The sequence below is a fragment of the Streptomyces sp. NPDC088252 genome, from assembly GCF_044740965.1.
Taxonomy (GTDB): Bacteria; Actinomycetota; Actinomycetes; order Streptomycetales; family Streptomycetaceae; genus Streptomyces.
In genome coordinates this window covers 24683-41685 of record NZ_JBIURS010000041.1, presented here as the reverse complement: position 1 = coordinate 41685, position 17003 = coordinate 24683, and the positions used below count along the sequence as shown (strand labels likewise).

The 17003-nt window shown below is 67.9% G+C and carries 15 protein-coding genes and 1 riboswitch; of the genes, 12 read left to right on the top strand and 3 right to left on the bottom strand.

The genetic code is table 11. From position 1 onward, the window contains the following. Positions 1 to 191 precede the first annotated feature (191 nt). From ACIOHC_RS41100 to ACIOHC_RS41055, 10 genes are all read left to right on the top strand, one after another. Positions 192 to 800, top strand: a complete 609-nt coding sequence (locus tag ACIOHC_RS41100; protein ID WP_351083380.1) for a CDP-alcohol phosphatidyltransferase family protein — start codon at positions 192 to 194, stop codon at positions 798 to 800. A 113-nt stretch (positions 801 to 913) separates the two neighbouring features. After that, the gene (locus ACIOHC_RS41095; protein WP_351083382.1) at positions 914 to 3409 is read left to right on the top strand and encodes a mannose-1-phosphate guanyltransferase; all 2496 of its coding nucleotides are present in this window, start codon (positions 914 to 916) and stop codon (positions 3407 to 3409) included. Between the two features lie 98 nt (positions 3410 to 3507). Further along, on the top strand, positions 3508 to 4431 hold the full coding sequence (locus tag ACIOHC_RS41090) for a DUF881 domain-containing protein (RefSeq protein ID WP_365693158.1): 924 nt from the start codon (positions 3508 to 3510) through the stop codon (positions 4429 to 4431). Beyond that, positions 4428 to 4760 (top strand): small basic family protein, encoded by a 333-nt coding sequence (locus ACIOHC_RS41085; RefSeq protein ID WP_003970459.1) that lies wholly within the window; start codon positions 4428 to 4430, stop codon positions 4758 to 4760. Before ACIOHC_RS41090 ends, ACIOHC_RS41085 begins: the two co-directional genes overlap by 4 nt. A 5-nt stretch (positions 4761 to 4765) precedes the next feature. Continuing rightward, entirely contained in the window at positions 4766 to 5554 is a 789-nt protein-coding gene (locus tag ACIOHC_RS41080; RefSeq protein WP_351083387.1) for a DUF881 domain-containing protein, read from the top strand. A 190-nt stretch (positions 5555 to 5744) separates the two neighbouring features. Next, on the top strand, positions 5745 to 6533 hold the full coding sequence (locus ACIOHC_RS41075) for an FHA domain-containing protein (protein WP_351083388.1): 789 nt from the start codon (positions 5745 to 5747) through the stop codon (positions 6531 to 6533). Between the two features lie 17 nt (positions 6534 to 6550). After that, a complete protein-coding gene (locus ACIOHC_RS41070; RefSeq protein WP_351083390.1) occupies positions 6551 to 7294 on the top strand; it encodes a MerR family transcriptional regulator in 744 nt (247 codons plus the stop codon). A gap of 53 nt (positions 7295 to 7347) precedes the next feature. Then, positions 7348 to 7821: a bifunctional nuclease family protein gene (locus ACIOHC_RS41065; RefSeq protein ID WP_006123076.1), complete on the top strand. Its 474-nt coding sequence runs from the start codon at positions 7348 to 7350 to the stop codon at positions 7819 to 7821. Between the two features lie 240 nt (positions 7822 to 8061). Beyond that, positions 8062 to 8607 carry a MerR family transcriptional regulator gene (locus tag ACIOHC_RS41060; RefSeq protein WP_376325267.1) on the top strand — a complete coding sequence of 182 codons (546 nt, stop codon included), beginning with the start codon at positions 8062 to 8064 and terminating at the stop codon, positions 8605 to 8607. 57 nt (positions 8608 to 8664) lie between these two features. Then, on the top strand, positions 8665 to 10125 hold the full coding sequence (locus tag ACIOHC_RS41055; RefSeq protein ID WP_365693160.1) for a DNA polymerase IV: 1461 nt from the start codon (positions 8665 to 8667) through the stop codon (positions 10123 to 10125). Here ACIOHC_RS41055 and ACIOHC_RS41050 read toward each other — a convergent pair. Then, positions 10050 to 10430, bottom strand: a complete 381-nt coding sequence (locus ACIOHC_RS41050) for a PRC-barrel domain-containing protein (RefSeq protein WP_351083394.1) — start codon at positions 10428 to 10430, stop codon at positions 10050 to 10052. The two genes, ACIOHC_RS41055 and ACIOHC_RS41050, sit on opposite strands and share 76 nt — an antisense overlap. Before the next feature lie 101 nt (positions 10431 to 10531). Further along, positions 10532 to 10628, top strand: a riboswitch (glycine riboswitch). A gap of 194 nt (positions 10629 to 10822) precedes the next feature. Here ACIOHC_RS41050 and gcvP point away from each other — a divergent pair. Further along, positions 10823 to 13708: an aminomethyl-transferring glycine dehydrogenase gene (gene gcvP, locus ACIOHC_RS41045; protein WP_365693162.1), complete on the top strand. Its 2886-nt coding sequence runs from the start codon at positions 10823 to 10825 to the stop codon at positions 13706 to 13708. Positions 13709 to 13795: 87 nt separating this feature from the next. Here gcvP and ACIOHC_RS41040 read toward each other — a convergent pair whose 3' ends face one another. After that, entirely contained in the window at positions 13796 to 14002 is a 207-nt protein-coding gene (locus tag ACIOHC_RS41040) for a DUF5999 family protein (protein ID WP_351083398.1), read from the bottom strand. A gap of 322 nt (positions 14003 to 14324) precedes the next feature. Continuing rightward, complete coding sequence (locus tag ACIOHC_RS41035; RefSeq protein ID WP_351083400.1) at positions 14325 to 14918, bottom strand: hypothetical protein; 594 nt, start codon at positions 14916 to 14918, stop codon at positions 14325 to 14327. A gap of 482 nt (positions 14919 to 15400) precedes the next feature. On the opposite strand from ACIOHC_RS41035, the gene ACIOHC_RS41030 reads away from it, so the two are divergent. Further along, positions 15401 to 16906 carry a glutamate-cysteine ligase family protein gene (locus tag ACIOHC_RS41030; RefSeq protein WP_351083402.1) on the top strand — a complete coding sequence of 502 codons (1506 nt, stop codon included), beginning with the start codon at positions 15401 to 15403 and terminating at the stop codon, positions 16904 to 16906. Positions 16907 to 17003: the final 97 nt, after the last annotated feature.

The following is a 17003-nucleotide window of genomic DNA, read 5'->3' as shown; positions in this document are numbered from 1 at the left end:
TACTGCAGGGGGGACCCTGTGGGAGAGTAGGACGCCGCCGAACTCCTTTTACGGGAAGCCCCGTGTCCTTGTGGCACGGGGCTTTTCCGCGTTCACGAGATGCCTGCGTTACCCCCGTGTGTCTGCTGGCGGCGGCTGACGGTAGGGTCAGGGGGCATCATTGGCACGTTCTTCACACAGGAGGCCCCCGGGTGGAGGTCCAGGAGACTCGGGTTCAGACGGACCGGGTACTCACCATCCCCAACATCCTCAGCATGGCGCGCCTTGTCGGGGTTCCGCTCTTCCTGTGGTTGATTCTTCGCCCCGAGTTCGGCGGGCCGAAAAGCGATGGCTGGGCCCTGTTGGTGCTGATGCTGAGCGGTATCAGCGACTACCTCGACGGTAAGCTCGCCCGCCGGTGGAACCAGATCAGCAGCCTCGGCCGGCTTCTGGACCCTGCTGCGGACCGCCTCTACATCCTTTCCACCCTCGTCGGGCTGACCTGGCGGGAGATTCTGCCGCTGTGGCTCACCGCAGCCCTTCTGGCACGCGAACTCATGCTCCTCGTGATGGTGGGAATTCTCCGACGGCACGGCTATCCGCCCCCCCAGGTGAACTTCCTGGGGAAGGCTGCCACGTTCAACCTGATGTACGCGTTCCCCTTGTTGCTGCTCAGTGACGGAAGTGGTTGGCTGGCTTCGCTGGCCGCCATTTTCGGATGGGCGTTCGCAGGTTGGGGTACAACGCTCTATTGGTGGGCAGGGATCCTCTACGTGGTTCAGGTCCGCCGACTCGTCAAGGCGGATGCAGTAGCCGATTGAGCTCGTTGACGCGGTGTCGCGCAGTGTGGCCGACCCGCCGCTGATGACCCGGATGGCGCCCCGGCGGGCGAAGTCGGCTTGACCGTCGTCTCTTCAAGGAGGACGTTTCCGACATGAAGGCCGTCGTGATGGCTGGCGGCGAAGGCACTCGTCTTCGCCCCATGACCTCAAGCATGCCCAAGCCGCTTCTGCCCGTCGCCAATCGGCCGATCATGGAGCATGTGCTTCGGCTGCTCAAGCGGCACGGGCTCAACGAGACCGTCGTGACGGTCCAATTTCTCGCCTCGCTGGTCAAGAACTACTTCGGGGACGGCGAAGAGCTCGGGATGGAGCTCAGTTACGCCAACGAGGAGAAGCCGCTCGGCACCGCGGGGAGCGTGAAGAATGCCGAAGAAGCACTGAAGGACGACACCTTCCTCGTTATTTCGGGCGACGCGCTCACCGACTTCGATCTCACCGACCTCATCGCCTTCCACAAGGAAAAAGGCGGTCTGGTGACGGTGTGCCTGACCCGCGTGCCGAATCCTCTCGAATTCGGCATCACCATCGTGGACGAGGCGGGCCAGGTCGAGCGCTTCCTGGAGAAGCCCACCTGGGGTCAGGTCTTCTCGGACACGGTCAACACGGGCATCTATGTGATGGAACCCGAGGTGTTCGACTACGTCGAAGCCGATGTCTCGGTGGACTGGTCCGGTGATGTCTTCCCGCAGCTCATGAAGGAAGGCAAGCCGATCTACGGCTATGTCGCCGAGGGTTACTGGGAGGATGTCGGCACCCACGAGAGCTATGTGAAGGCCCAGGCCGACGTCCTTGAGCGGAAGGTCGACGTCGAGATCGACGGCTTCGAGATCTCGCCGGGTGTGTGGGTCGCAGAAGGGGCGGAGGTACATCCCGACGCGGTACTGCGGGGTCCCCTGTACATCGGGGACTACGCGAAAGTCGAAGCCGGGGTGGAGATTCGTGAGCACACGGTCATCGGGTCGAATGTGGTCGTCAAGAGCGGCGCCTTCCTGCACAAAGCCGTGGTGCACGACAACGTCTATATCGGCCAGCACAGCAATCTGCGCGGATGCGTGATCGGTAAGAACACCGACGTGATGCGGGCCGCCCGCATCGAGGACGGCGCGGTCATCGGGGACGAGTGTCTGATCGGTGAGGAATCGATCATTCAGGGAAATGTTCGCGTGTACCCGTTCAAGACCATCGAGGCCGGAGCTTTCGTCAACACCTCGGTGATCTGGGAATCGCGTGGACAGGCCCATCTCTTCGGAGCCCGCGGGGTGTCCGGGATTCTGAACGTCGAGATCACGCCGGAGCTGGCGGTCCGGCTTGCGGGAGCGTATGCCACGACCCTGAAGAAGGGTTCGACGGTCACCACCGCGCGTGACCACTCCCGTGGTGCGCGTGCGCTGAAGAGAGCGGTGATCTCTGCGCTTCAGGCCAGTGCCATCGACGTACGGGACCTGGAGAACGTACCGATGCCCGTCGCGCGCCAGCAGACGGCACGGGGCAGCGCCGGCGGCATCATGATCCGTACGTCTCCCGGTGTGCCCGATTCGGTCGACATCATGTTCTTCGACGAGCGGGGCGCCGATCTCTCCCAGGCACGGCAGCGGAAGCTGGACCGGGTATACGCACGTCAGGAGTACCGCAGGGCCTTCCCCGGAGAGATCGGGGATCTGCACTTCCCGTCCAGCGTCTTCGACTCGTACACGGGGTCGCTGCTGCGCAACGTGGACACCGCCGGGATCGCCGACGCGGGTCTCAAGGTGGTCGTCGACGCCTCCAACGGCAGTGCGGGCCTTGTTCTGCCCAGCCTGCTGGGACGGCTCGGTGTGGACTCGTTGACGATCAACCCAGGGCTCGACGAGTCGCGGCCCACCGAGTCCGCCGAAACCCGGCGGTCGGGGCTGGTGCGGCTGGGCGAGATCGTTTCCTCGGCGCGAGCCGCGTTCGGTGTGCGCTTCGATCCGGTCGGCGAGCGGCTCTCCCTGGTCGACGAACGGGGCAGGATCGTGGAGGACGACCGGGCGCTCCTGGTGATGCTGGACCTCGTGGCGGCCGAGCGACGCAGCGGGCGGGTGGCGCTGCCGGTGACCACGACCCGGGTCGCCGAGCAGGTCGCGGCGTACCACGGCACGCAGGTCGAGTGGACGACGACGTCGCCCGACGATCTGACGCGCGTGGGACGTGAGGAGGGCATCATCTTCGGTGGAGACGGCCGCGGCGGCTTCATCGTTCCGGAATTCAGCAGTGTCTTCGACGGATCCGCCGCCTTCGTGAGGCTTCTCGGGCTCGTCGCCAGGACCCAGCTCACTCTGAGCCAGATCGATGCCCGTATTCCCCGTGCCCACGTACTACGCCGTGATCTGGCCACACCCTGGGCGGTGAAGGGCATGGTCATGCGGCGGGTCGTCGAGGCTGCCGGGGACCGCAGCGTCGATACGACCGACGGTGTGCGGGTCGTCGAGGCCGACGGGCGATGGGTGATGGTGCTGCCGGACCCGGCCGAGGCTGTCACCCATTTGTGGGCCGAGGGCCCGGATGACGCCTCCGCGCAGGCATTGCTGGACGAATGGGCTGGAGTCGTGGACAGCGCAGGTCAGTGAAGGTTTCATCGGTGAGCCCGGTGGCGCTCCATGGCGTCTCCGGGCGCACCGGTGGGGCCATTCGGCGGTAGCGGTGGCGACGTGCGACGATGTGCGGCATGTCGCAGCAGACCCCCGATCGGAGTACCGCCCCGCCACGAGCGCGCCCCGACGCGTCCATGTCGCTGCTGACCAACGTGATGGACCACAGCCTGGACGACGGATACGCCGAGGCGTCGGCACGTCGCAAGGCCGACGGAAGCGCGGGTTTGCCCCGCACGCTCAAGTCGAAACTCGGTCTCGCGGCATGTCTGGTTCTCGCTGCCCTCGTCGTCACGCTCGGGGCTGCGCAGGCACGCGTCTCCGCGCCGGTCCTCGCCAAGGAACGCGAGGAACTGATCGACCGTATCGACGGAGAGACGTCGGCGGCCGACACCCTTGAGGCGCAGGTCGACAAGCTCCGCGACGATGTGGGCAGACGTCAGCGCAAGGCCCTGGAGAAGCACGGCGGGGACCAGGGAGAGCTGGTGGCGCTGCTCGCCGGGGCGACGCCGGTGGTAGGGCCCGGCGTGAAACTCGTGGTCGACGATGCCGAGGGCACCGATCAAGGTGGTGGCGGGCCCAGAGAGACCAGCGGATTCACCGACACCGGTCGGGTTCGCGACCGGGACCTGCAGCGGGTCGTCAACGGCCTGTGGCAGTCCGGCGCGGAAGCGATTTCGATCAATGGGCAGCGGCTGACGGCACTGTCGGCGATCCGCGCGGCCGGCGACGCCATACTGGTCGACAACAGACCGCTCGTGCCGCCGTACACGGTGCTGGCGGCGGGGGACGGAAAGCCGCTCAGCAGCGCATTCCAGGCCAGTGCCGACGGCCAGTACCTGCAGGCGCTCAAGGACACCTTCGACATCCGGACGAGCATGTCCGTGCAGCAGAAGGTGAGCCTCCCGGTCGCGCCGAGCCTGATCGTACGAACAGCAGAGCCTCATAAGGCCGCAGACACCGGCAGTGGTGCGGCAGACACAAGGAAGGGCACATCGTGATCGCCGTACTGGGCCTCGTCGTGGGAGTCGTGGTCGGACTGTTGGTCCGACCCGAGGTGCCGGCTGTGGTCGAGCCCTATCTCCCGATCGCCGTCGTGGCTGCCCTGGACGCAGTCTTCGGCGGTCTGCGGGCCATGCTCGACGGAATCTTTGTCGACAAGGTCTTCGTCGTGTCGTTCCTGTCGAACGTCGTGGTGGCCGCGCTGATCGTCTTCCTGGGCGACAAGCTGGGCGTCGGAGCGCAGCTCTCGACCGGTGTGGTGGTCGTGCTCGGGATCCGGATCTTCTCCAACGCCGCGGCCATCCGACGGCACGTCTTCCGGGCTTGAGGCCGATGAGCAACGAAGAACTTCCCAGCGCCAAGGAGCGCACCGGCGAGCAGTCGGCCGGTGCCGCCAAGGAGCTCACCGGGCGTCAGAGGCTGATCGCCGGGCTGTGGCCGCCACGGGTGACACGGGCCCAACTCATCGTCGCGCTACTGCTGTTCGTCCTCGGTCTCGGGCTGGCCATTCAGGTGCGCTCGAACAGCGACAACAGCGCTCTGCGTGGTGCCCGTCAGGAGGACCTGGTCCGCATCCTCGACGAGCTGGACGACCGTACGCAGCGTCTGGAGGACGAGAAGCAGCGCCTCGACGCCCAGCGCACGGAGTTGGAGAACAGCTCCGACCAGGCCGAGGAGGCGCGCAAGCAGACGGTCGAGAAGGAGCGGCAACTCGGTATCCTCGCGGGCACCGTCGCAGCGCACGGTCCCGGGATCACGCTCACGGTCAATGACCCCGGGGAGGGGGTCAAGGCGGACATGCTGCTCGATGCGCTCCAGGAGTTGCGCGCGGCGGGCGCCGAGGCGATCGAGGTCAACGGGGTGAGGGTGGTGGCCAATACCTACTTTTCTGGTGACGGCGGCCATGTCAAGGTTGACGATCGTAAGATCACCGCGCCGTATGTGTTCAAGGTGATCGGCAAGCCCCAGGATCTGGAGCCGGCTCTGAACATCCCCGGGGGTGTGGTGCAGACACTGGAGAAGGAGCAGGCCACCGTGCATGTGGAGCAGGCCGACGACATCGTCGTGGATGTCTTGCGACCGGCGAAGCGGCCTGACTACGCTCGGTCGTCGACACGGTGAGGCGGCGACGCGGAGGGGTCGAAGGACACGGGCGGGAGGTTGCGGGGGGTCGGCGCATCGTAAAGGTGGTGCGTGGTGGAAACTGTCGAGTGGATACGGACGTTGTGAAGATGTCCGGGTCGGCAGGTGTGTTCATTCAGGGTTCGTCCTGCCCCACGGGCGGGTCTATTTCGGTCAAGGGGAATCGCCCGTGAAGTTGTTTGGGAAGTTGTTCGGCAAGAGCGCTCGCGATGAGGCTGCCCGCCATCGCGCACCGCGCCATGGACAGGCGGATGAGCAGGGCTCGCAGCGCCCGCTCTACCGCGATCAGGTATCCGGTTCGAGCGGTGACAATTCGGGAGTTTCCGGCGCGTCGTCCGTTGACCCTGCCGGTGCCGGCCGCATAGGTTTCGGGGAACCGTCAACCTCAAGTACGGGTGGAGGGTTCAGCCCGGGGCAGGAGGGTTCGTCCATGCCGGTCTGTACGAGGTGCGGACATCGCAACGCCGAGGCCAGTCGTTTCTGCTCCAACTGCGGTGCGCCGCTGAGGGGCGGAATTCCCGAGCGTGCCTCGGAGACGACCTCGACCATCTCCATCTCCGGTCTGGAGGCGTACGAGGCGGAGGCCACCGGGCAGACGCCTGTACCTTCCCTCTCGCCCGAGGCGCAGGCAGCTGTCGACGCTCTTCCGCTCGGCTCGGCGCTCCTGGTGGTGCGACGTGGTCCGAACTCGGGCAGCCGTTTCCTGCTCGACGGGGAGCTGACCACGGCCGGCCGCCACCCGCAGAGCGACATCTTCCTCGACGACGTGACGGTGTCGCGGCGGCATGTGGAGTTCCACAGGATGCCTGACGGCAGCTTCACGGTCGGGGACGTCGGCAGCCTGAACGGCACCTATGTCAACCGCGAGCGCATCGACTCCGTCGCACTGTCGAACGGCGACGAAGTGCAGATCGGCAAGTACCGGCTGGTCTTCTACGCGAGCCAGCGGGGCATCTGACCCGTCAGGGAAGGTCCATGCTGAGAACACCGACGGGCGGTGCCGGTAACGGCACCGCCACCGCCGACGACCGCCCGATGAGCATCGGCACGGTGCTCCTGCAGCTGCGGGACGAGTTTCCCGAGGTGACGATCTCCAAGATCCGCTTTCTGGAGGCCGAAGGGCTCGTCGAGCCGCAGCGGACCCCCTCCGGCTACCGCAAGTTCCGTGGGGCCGACGTGGAGCGGCTGGCTCAGGTGCTGCGTATGCAGCGGGACCACTATCTGCCGCTGAAGGTCATCCGGGAACATCTGGAGGCCCTTGCCCGCGGTGAGAAGTCCGCCCTGCCGTCCGGAGGCGGTCCCCGGGATCTGACCGACGGCGGCTGGGAGGCGGAGCCCGGACGGGCTACCGCAGCCCGGATCGGCAGAACCGAACTGCTCGCAGCCGCCGAGGTCACCGAGAGTGACCTCGCCGAGTGGGAGTCGTACGGTCTGGTCGTTCCGACCTCCGAAGGTGGGTACGACGCCGAGATGGTCACGGTGGCCAAGCTTGTGGCGGATCTGGGCCGATTCGGTCTGGAACCGCGTCACCTGCGCGCCATGCGAGCGGCCGCGGACCGTGAGGCCGGACTCGTCGAGCAGGTGGTCGCGCCCCTGCGCCGACACCGGAATCCGCAGACCAGGGCACACGCGGAGGCCACCGCGCGGGAGCTCGGAGAGCTGTCAGTACGGCTTCATTCGGCCTTGGTGCAGGCGGCTCTGCGGGTCCGGTTCCACTGATCACGTCGGTGCCCGACTACCCAAACCTGCCGAGCACGTCCTAGGGTTGCTGTGTGAACGAGCTCGACGTTGTGGGTGTCCGGGTGGAAATGCCCTCCAATCAACCGATCGTGCTCCTGCGTGAAGTGGGAGGCGACCGGTACCTCCCCATTTGGATCGGTCCTGGTGAGGCGACCGCGATCGCCTTTGCCCAGCAGGGCATGGCACCGGCCAGGCCGCTGACCCATGACCTCTTCAAGGATGTGCTCGAGGCCGTCGGCCAGGAGCTCACCGAGGTCCGTATCACGGACCTGCGGGAAGGGGTCTTCTACGCGGAGCTGGTCTTCGCCAGCGGGGTCGAGGTGAGCGCGCGGCCGTCCGACGCCATAGCGCTCGCCCTGCGCACCGGAACGCCCATCTACGGCAGTGACGGGGTGCTGGACGACGCGGGTATCGCCATCCCGGACGAGCAGGAGGACGAAGTGGAGAAGTTCCGCGAGTTCCTCGACCAGATCTCACCGGAGGACTTCGGTACCAACAGTCAGTGACCGTTCTGCGGGGCTGCCGTCAGCGCATCCGACAAGCCTTTCCCGCTCGCACGTCACGTGAAACCACCCTCAGGGTGATTATCACTCGGCGTGCCGAGTGTGGCGATCGTTGACGCACCCCGAGTGACTGCCTACCTTCGAGATGGCAGGACAAGGACGGAGGTCGGCGTGAGAAGCAGCGGCGACGGTACGGCAGCGGGTGGGCCGTATCCGCAGCAGGGGAGTACAGCCGGCCACACCATCAGGCAACCGGTTCAACCGGCGGCGGTGGCGGGGGGCGGCGTGGCATCGGCCGACGACATCGGATATCGCGGGCCGACGGCTTGCGCAGCTGCGGGGATCACCTATCGGCAGCTCGACTACTGGGCCCGTACGGGGCTGGTCGAGCCGAGTGTGCGCCCGGCATACGGCTCGGGCACGCAGCGGCTCTACAGCTTCAGGGACGTCGTCCTGCTGAAGATCGTGAAGCGTTTCCTGGACACGGGCGTCGCCCTGCAGAACATCCGCACCACGGTTCAACACCTGCGGGCCCGCGGATTCCAGGATCTTGAGCGGATGACGCTGATGAGCGACGGCGCGACGGTCTACGAGTGCTCTTCGCCGGACGAGGTCGTCAGTCTGCTCCAGGGTGGCCAGGGGGTCTTCGGTATCGCTGTGGGCGTGGTGTGGCAGGACGTGGATGCGGCGCTGTCACAGCTGCACGGTGAGCGGGTGGACACCGGCGAGACACTGATCGGGAACAATCCCACCGATGAACTCGCGCGGCGACGCAACCGCGCCGGCTGACCCCGTACCGGAATCGGGCGCGGCGATTGTCAGTGCCGTAGGGCAGCATCGATTGATGTGAGAGCCGCGCCCACCATCCTGCATCTCGACATGGATGCCTTCTACGCCTCCGCCGAGCAGGCATCGAAGCCCAGCCTGCGCGGCAAACCGGTCGTGGTGGGTGGGCTGGGGCCCCGCGGAGTCGTCGCCACCGCCTCGTACGAGGCGCGGCGCTTCGGGGTGCACTCGGCGATGCCCATGGCGCAGGCGCGGAGGCTGGCCCCCAACGCGGCCTATCTGGTGCCGCGCTTCCTCCTGTACCGGACGGTCAGCGACCAGGTGATGGAGCTGCTGGGGCGGCTCTCCCCGCTGGTGGAGCCGCTCAGTCTCGACGAGGCCTTCGTGGACCTGGAGGCAGGCGGGGCGGCCGACGACTCGGCCTCCGCGCGGGAGGTCGGCGAGCAGCTGCGTACGGCCATCAAAGCGGTCACCGGGCTCACCGGTTCGGTCGGGCTCGCCGGTTCCAAGATGCTTGCCAAGATCGCTTCGGAGGAGGCGAAGCCGAACGGGCTGCTGCTCATCGAACCGGGCACGGAGCGGGAGCTGCTCGCACCCATGCCGGTACGGATCCTCCCCGGCGTCGGACCCGCGACGGCGGACCATCTGCGCCGCGCCGGGATGACGACGGTGGACGACCTCGTCGAGGCGGGTGAGGCGGAGCTCGTACGCCTGTTGGGGAGGGCGCACGGAGGCTCGCTCCATCGCATGGCGCTCGGGTACGACGACCGGCCCGTGGTCGCGGAGCGGGACGCCAAATCGGTGTCGGTGGAGGACACCTTCGACGCGGACCTGCACGACCGGGTGCGGGTCAGGACGGAGGTGGAGCGGTTGGCCGACCGATGTGTCCAGCGGCTGCGGGGGGCGGGGCGGTCCGGTCGGACGGTGGTGCTGAAGGTGCGCCGGTACGACTTCTCCACGCTCACACGGTCGGAGACGCTGCGTGGGCCCACGGACGACCCCACGGTGGTCCGGGAGGCCGCCGCACGGCTTCTGGAGGCTGTGGACACCACCGGAGGCGTGCGGCTCCTCGGTGTGGGCGTCACGGGGCTCGCCGACTACACCCAGGAGGATCTCTTCGCACAGGCCGCCGGTGAGCGGGCCGCGACCGGGGAAGCGGCCGAGAAGGAGACGGCAGCAGGAGGCCGTGGGCAGGAGCCGGGGAGCGGTGCGCCGGAGGAGCCCCCAGGGAGCGCAGAGCAGCCGGCCGCACGGCGCTGGACCGCCGGACACGACGTACGCCATGACACATACGGCCATGGCTGGGTGCAGGGCAGCGGCATCGGCCGGGTGACGGTGCGGTTCGAGGAACCGGAGTCGGCACCCGGCCGGGTGCGGACGTTCCGGATCGACGATCCGGCCCTGCAGCCGGCCGAGCCGTTGCCGTTGGTCCGGAACCCGGTGGACTACTCGTCCTGGCCGGCCAGTCTGCCGAAGTCCCTGTCCGGGCCGGTCTCCTCGAACGGGGAGTCCAGGCCGTAGTGCCGGTAGAGCTGGAGCTCCTGTTCGGGCGAGAGATGGCGGCCGACGCCGAAGTCCGGTGCGTCCTTGATCAGCGCACGGTCGAAGGGGACGCGGAGCGAGTCCTCCACGAATTCGCTGGGTTCCAGCGGGACGAACGCGTCCCGGCTGAAGAGTCCGGTGCGTACGGCCGCCCACTCGGGGACACCGGTCGCGTCGTCGAGGTACACCTCGTCCACGGTTCCGATCTTGGTGCCCTTGCGGTCGAACGCCTTGCGGCCGATCAGGCTGCGCGGATCGATGTCGGTCTGCACGGTCCCTCCCATTGGTCGCGGCTACTCCACAAGCACTACAAAAGTGCAGATCCGGGGGGTTGGCCACTCGAGAATGGCGCCACTGACCCCGCTGGTAGGCTGGCATTGGCCGCTGACCCCGTGCGGGAGAGTCCTCCGGAGCTGATCCGAAGGCGCCGAAGGAGCAAATCCTCCCCGGAATCTCTCAGGCCCCCGTACCGCACGGACGAGGTCACTCTGGAAAGCAGGGCGGGTTCCGTGCGGCCGAGTGCCGATGCGGCTCCTTCCCTCACCGACGGTGAAAGCCGGTGCGCCGCAGGGTGCGCCGGTGAAGCTCTCAGGTTGAGATGACAGAGGGGGAGGCCGTTCGGGCACCCGCGCCGTGGTGCCCCTCGCAGGTCGTGACAGACCAGGAGGCCTCCACCATGACCCCCCGCCGCACTCCGCTCTGCCAGCTGGAGCAGGGCATTCCGTTCGAGCAGCGCCACATCGGTCCCGATGCCGAGGCACAGTCGAAGATGCTCGCCCAGGTCGGCTACGGCTCGCTGGACGAGCTCACCGCGGCAGCCGTGCCCGATGTCATCAAGAGCGCGGAGGCACTCCGGCTGCCGACCGCTCGCACCGAGGCCGAGGTCCTCGCGGAGCTGCGCGCCCTCGCCGACCGCAACCAGGTGCTGGCCCCGATGATCGGGCTCGGCTACTACGGCACCTTCACCCCGCCGGTGATCCTCCGCAACGTCATGGAGAACCCCGCCTGGTACACGGCCTACACGCCGTACCAGCCGGAGATCTCGCAGGGCCGCCTGGAGGCGCTCCTCAACTTCCAGACGATGGTCGCCGAGCTGACCGGGCTGCCCACCTCCGGCGCCTCCCTGCTCGACGAGGGCACCGCGGCCGCCGAGGCCATGGCGCTCTCGCGGCGGGTCGGCAAGGTCAAGAACGGCGTCTTCCTGGTCGACGCCGACGCCCTGCCGCAGACGATCGCCGTCATCGAGACCCGCGCCGAGCCGACCGGCGTCGAGGTCCTCGTCGCCGACCTCGCCGAGGGCATTCCGGCGGAGATCGCCGAGCGCGGTGTCTTCGGTGTCCTGGTGCAGTACCCCGGTGCCTCCGGCGCGGTGCGCGACATCCAGCCCGTCATCGAGCAGGCCCACGACCTCGGTGCGATCGTCACGGTCGCCGCCGACCTGCTGGCCCTGACCCTGCTCACCTCACCGGGGGACCTGGGCGCGGACATCGCGGTCGGCACCACGCAGCGTTTCGGTGTGCCGATGGGCTTCGGCGGACCGCACGCCGGGTTCATGGCCGTACGCGAGCAGTTCGCACGCAGCCTGCCCGGCCGCCTCGTCGGTGTCTCCGTCGACGCTGACGGCACCAAGGCCTACCGGCTGGCCCTGCAGACCCGCGAGCAGCACATCCGCCGTGAGAAGGCCACCAGCAACATCTGTACGGCTCAGGTGCTGCTCGCCGTCATGGCCGGGATGTACGCCGTCTACCACGGCCCGGACGGGCTGCGGACGATCGCTCAGCGCACCCACCGCTACGCAACGATCCTGGCCGAGGGGCTGCGCGCCTCGGGTGTCGAGGTGGTGACGGGCGCCTACTTCGACACCCTCACCGTTCGTGTTCCGGGGAAGGCCGCGGACATCGTGGCCGCGGCTCGCGAACGAGGCGTCAACCTCCGGCTCGTCGACGCCGACCTGGTCTCCCTCGCGTGCGACGAGACGACCACCCGTACGCAGATCGCCGCAGTCTGGGCCGCCTTCGGCGCCGACGGGGACATCGAGGCGCTGGACGCGGCCGCCGCGGACGCGCTGCCCGCGGCCCTGCTGCGCACCGACGAGATCCTCACCCACCCGGTCTTCCACCAGCACCGTTCCGAGACGGCGATGCTGCGCTACCTGCGCAAGCTCGCCGACCGGGACTACGCCCTGGACCGGGGCATGATCCCGCTCGGCTCCTGCACCATGAAGCTGAACGCGACCACCGAGATGGAGTCGATCACCTGGCCCGAGTTCGGCGCGCTGCATCCCTTCGCGCCGGCCGAGCAGGCACAGGGCTTCCTCACCCTCATCCGTGAGCTGGAGGAGCGCCTCGCCGAGGTCACCGGGTACGACGCGGTCTCGATCCAGCCGAACGCCGGATCGCAGGGCGAGTTCGCAGGCCTCCTGGCGGTGCGCGCGTACCACCGGGCCAACGGCGACGACCAGCGGACCGTCTGCCTCATCCCGTCCTCCGCGCACGGCACCAACGCGGCCAGCGCCGTGATGGCCGGCATGAAGGTCGTGGTGGTGAAGACCGCCGACGACGGCGAGGTCGACATCGAGGACCTCCGCGCCAAGATCGAGAAGCACCGCGACGAGCTCGCGGTGCTCATGATCACGTACCCGTCGACGCACGGTGTGTTCGAGGAGCACGTCGCGGACATCTGCGCCGAGGTGCACGACGCCGGCGGACAGGTCTACGTCGACGGCGCCAACCTCAACGCCCTGGTCGGCCTCGCGAAGCCGGGCCGCTTCGGCGGCGACGTCTCGCACCTGAACCTGCACAAGACCTTCTGCATCCCGCACGGCGGCGGTGGCCCCGGCGTCGGCCCGGTCGGCGTGCGTGCGCACCTCGCGCCGTACCTTCCGAACCACCCGCTGCAGCCCGCGGCGGGTCCCGAGACCGGCGTCGGGCCGATCTCGGCGGCTCCGTGGGGCTCGGCCGGCATTCTTCCCATCTCCTGGGCGTACGTGCGCCTGATGGGCGGGGAGGGGCTGAAGCGCGCGACGCAGGTCGCCGTACTCGCCGCCAACTACATCGCCAAGCGTCTCGAACCGCACTACCCGATCCTGTACAACGGCCCGGCCGGGCTGGTCGCACACGAATGCATCGTGGACCTGCGGCCGATCTCCAAGTCCACCGGCGTCAGCGTCGACGACATCGCCAAGCGTCTGATCGACTACGGTTTCCACTCCCCGACCATGTCGTTCCCGGTCGCCGGAACGCTGATGATCGAGCCGACGGAGAGCGAGAACCTCGCGGAGCTCGACCGCTTCTGCGACACGATGATCGCCATACGCGGCGAGGTCGAGAAGGTGGCGTCGGGCGAATGGGGTGCGGACGACAACCCGCTGAGCAACGCTCCGCACACCGCGGCGATGCTGGGTGGGGAGTGGAAGCACGACTACAGCCGTGAGGTGGCGGTCTTCCCGGCCGGAGTCTCGGCCGCCGACAAGTACTGGCCGCCGGTGCGCCGGATCGACGGTGCTTTCGGTGACCGCAACCTCGTCTGCTCCTGCCCGCCGCTGGACGAGTACGACAACTGAGGCATGAGCGACACGATGTGACGCGGACATGCGTCGGGGCCGGTGCGGAGCATTCTCCGGGCCGGCCCCCGTTCGTACCGGCCGGGGTCAGGCGGCCTTCACGGCCCGGCCCGTTCCCAGGGGCCGGTGCGGGGCGATGATCTGCCCGTCCGGGAGCAGCTCACCGGTGTCCTCGAAGAGCAGGACGCCGTTGCACAGCAGGCTCCAGCCCTGTTCCGGATGGTGTGCCGTAAGGCGGGCGGCCTCCCGGTCGGCTGAGTCGGCGGTCGGGCATGGTGGCTGGTGCTGGCACATGGAAGGGTTCTTTCGCTGCGTTGTAGTGAGTGTCCTGCGGCTTGACGAGGTGTTCATGGCCGCCCCCCGTATCGATCGGTCCGGTCCCAGTGTTGCCCTACGGGCGTCAATCCGCAGGGATTTCGCAGCAGCACTTCTCCTTACTCCGATGACGCGTCACCCGGCCGGACGGTTCACCGCAACTGCACTGTCCCTTCGGGTGGTTCGGGGTGGTCGGACCGGGCTAGTCCGGATGGGCACCGAGTGTGCCCCGCGGCACTGTGCCCCGCCACCCGGAGCGGTGGCGGGGCACAGTGCGGTGATGTGCGGGATGCGTCCGTCGTCAGGCCGGTGACCCGAGAAGGGGGCCGGGGCCCGGGGTGATGCGCAGCGTCATCACGCGGAGCAGGTCGGCGACCCGGTGCGGGCGATGGGCCGCGATGCCGGGCGGCGCGGGCGCCAGTGGTACCAGCAGATCGGCGGGGGCGAGTGCCCCGCCGGACGCGTCGGCGTCGGGGTCGGCGTGAAGCCACAGTGCCAGCATGTACAGCTCCGGAATGGACAGCAGTCGTGGCTGGTAGCGCGGTGTCACCGTCTCGGCCTGGCGCAGGGCGAGTTCGGTCGAGGCGATGTAGGGGCCTTCGAAGAAGTGCGAGAAGGTCCAGCCGTCCGGAGTGAGCATGGTGTCCGCCGCGGCGACTGCCTGTTCCGAGGTGCGGATCAGGAAACGCCACGCGGCGAGCCGGGTGGCGGGTGCCAGCCCGCCCGGTCCGATCCGGTCCAGTACATGGACCGGGAGCGGGAGTTCGGGGCTCAGCGGTCCCTGTGCCGATCGCAGAGCAGGTGTGCGGGCCTCGCGGACTGCGGTGGGTGAACCGAGTGCCGCGAGAACGCTGCGCAGAGCAGGCGCGGGGGCCGGGGGAACATGCAGCGGCATAGTGGGTCGCCTCTCACTTCGGAGACACGGTGGTGCGTGGGCGGGTGCAGACGGCGCTGTCGGCATGCGGGGCCAGAGGAGGCCGGTGACTGGGCCGGTGCATCAACTCTCTGCCTCGTCCGCGAAGTTTATACGACACGTGTTCGCTCAGTGATTCCACTAGCCGTCGCAGGTGTCGCCGACAAGGCAGTATCAAGACTTTATTATGCGGAGATTCTGCTGATTTGACGTCAGCGGCGCAGCCGCCGCCAGGGATTTTTCCCCGGGCGCGGTCGGCCGAAACGCATCGGCATTTTCTCCGCCTGCCGGCCGAACGAAACTGCAAACTGCTCCATGCCGAGGGAATGTGCCACCGGCGGCCGCGTTCAGATTACTGGGTGTGCGGCGTTCGCGGGGCGTTATGGATCACCGGGCTGGGCATTATCGATCGTGACGCGAGCGGCCTGGGCCGCGGGCCGCCCACTTGAGGGAGGGACGCTTCGATGGGGGAGAAGGTCGTGTCGGGCGCCTTTGACCTGTCCGATCGGCAGAGGTATCGGAGGAAGCTTCATCAGTGCCTGGAGGGGCTGGAGAGGCTCCTGGCGGAGCGGAGGTTCGACCGACCGCGCAATCTCATGGGCATGGAGATCGAGTTGAATCTGGCCGGTGCCGACGGCATGCCGAAGATGATGAATGGCGAGGTGCTCCCGCGCATCGCGAGCCGTGATTTCCAGACCGAACTCGGGATGTTCAATTTGGAAGTGAACATAGTCCCGCACCGTCTGGAGGGACGCGTTTTCGATCAACTGGCTGAAGAGCTCAGGACCGGCCTCGGATATGCCCATCGGAAGGCGAGCGAGGTCGATGCCGGGATCGTGATGATCGGAATTCTTCCCACCCTGGGCCACGCGGATCTCGTTGCGGGGAACCTCTCGGAGGCGGACCGCTACACACTGCTGAACGATCAAATGGTGGCTGCGCGCGGCGAGGATTTCTTCCTTGATATCCAAGGGGTGGAGCGGATGGTATCCACCTCTTCGTCGATCACTCCCGAGGCCGCCTGCACCTCGGTCCAGTTGCATCTGCAGGTGACACCGGCGCGATTCGCGGCCGTATGGAACGCGGCCCAGGCCGTGGCCGGGGTTCAGATCGCCCTCGGCGCCAACTCGCCCTTCCTGTTCGGCAAGGAACTGTGGAGGGAATCGAGGCCGCCGCTCTTCCAGCAGGCCACGGACACCAGGCCGCCCGAACTGCAGAACCAGGGGGTGCGGCCCAGGACCTGGTTCGGCGAGCGATGGGTCGGATCGGCGTACGAACTCTTCGAGGAGAACCTGCGCTACTTCCCGCCGCTGCTGCCGATCTGTGAAGAGGAGGAACCGCTGCGGGTACTCGCCGAGGGAGGGGTGCCGGGGCTGCAGGAGCTCGTGCTCCACAACGGTACGGTCTACCGCTGGAACCGTCCCGTGTACGGGCTGGCCGCCGGCGTACCCCACCTACGGGTGGAGAACCGGGTCCTGCCCGCCGGTCCCACCGTCACCGATGTGATCGCCAATGCCGCGCTCTACTACGGGCTCGTACGGGCGCTCGCCGAGGAGTCCCGGCCGGTGTGGACCAGGCTCCCGTTCTCCGCCGCGGCGGAGAATTTCGACACCGCCTGCCGGCACGGCATCGACGCGGAGCTCATCTGGCCCCGGCCGGGCCGATCGGGCGGGCTGACCCGGGTGCCGGCCGTCAAGCTCGTACGGGACGAACTGCTGCCGCTGGCGGCAGCGGGGCTCGATGCCTGGAACATCGAGCCCGCGGACCGTGACCGCTACCTCGGGGTCATCGAGGAGCGTTGCAGGCGGCGGGTGAACGGAGCGTCCTGGCAGGTGGACACCTATCACCGAGCCCGGGAGGCCGGGCTCGGACGGCGGGCGGCACTGGCCGCGACGACCCGCCGGTACGCGGAACTGATGCACAGCGGTGAACCCGTGCACAGCTGGCCGACGGGTGCCCCCGCGCCATGACCCCGTCGTGGCGGGCGTCCGTCTTGATTCCGCGTGGTGGGACTTCTTCGTGGCGGGTACCGATGTCCGCTGCGTCCTGCGCCGCGACCTCGCTGTC

Bases quoted from the DNA above. Each gene is read 5' to 3' on its own strand.
- ACIOHC_RS41095 (WP_351083382.1), top strand. From the start codon at position 914: ATGAAGGCCGTCGTGATGGCTGGCGGCGAAGGCACTCGTCTTCGCCCC.
- ACIOHC_RS41090 (WP_365693158.1), top strand. From the start codon at position 3,508: ATGTCGCAGCAGACCCCCGATCGGAGTACCGCCCCGCCACGAGCGCGC.
- ACIOHC_RS41080 (WP_351083387.1), top strand. From the start codon at position 4,766: ATGAGCAACGAAGAACTTCCCAGCGCCAAGGAGCGCACCGGCGAGCAG.
- ACIOHC_RS41070 (WP_351083390.1), top strand. From the start codon at position 6,551: ATGCTGAGAACACCGACGGGCGGTGCCGGTAACGGCACCGCCACCGCC.
- ACIOHC_RS41050 (WP_351083394.1), bottom strand. From the start codon at position 10,430: ATGGGAGGGACCGTGCAGACCGACATCGATCCGCGCAGCCTGATCGGC.
- gcvP (WP_365693162.1), top strand. From the start codon at position 10,823: ATGACCCCCCGCCGCACTCCGCTCTGCCAGCTGGAGCAGGGCATTCCG.
- ACIOHC_RS41040 (WP_351083398.1), bottom strand. From the start codon at position 14,002: ATGTGCCAGCACCAGCCACCATGCCCGACCGCCGACTCAGCCGACCGG.
- ACIOHC_RS41035 (WP_351083400.1), bottom strand. From the start codon at position 14,918: ATGCCGCTGCATGTTCCCCCGGCCCCCGCGCCTGCTCTGCGCAGCGTT.
- ACIOHC_RS41030 (WP_351083402.1), top strand. From the start codon at position 15,401: ATGGGGGAGAAGGTCGTGTCGGGCGCCTTTGACCTGTCCGATCGGCAG.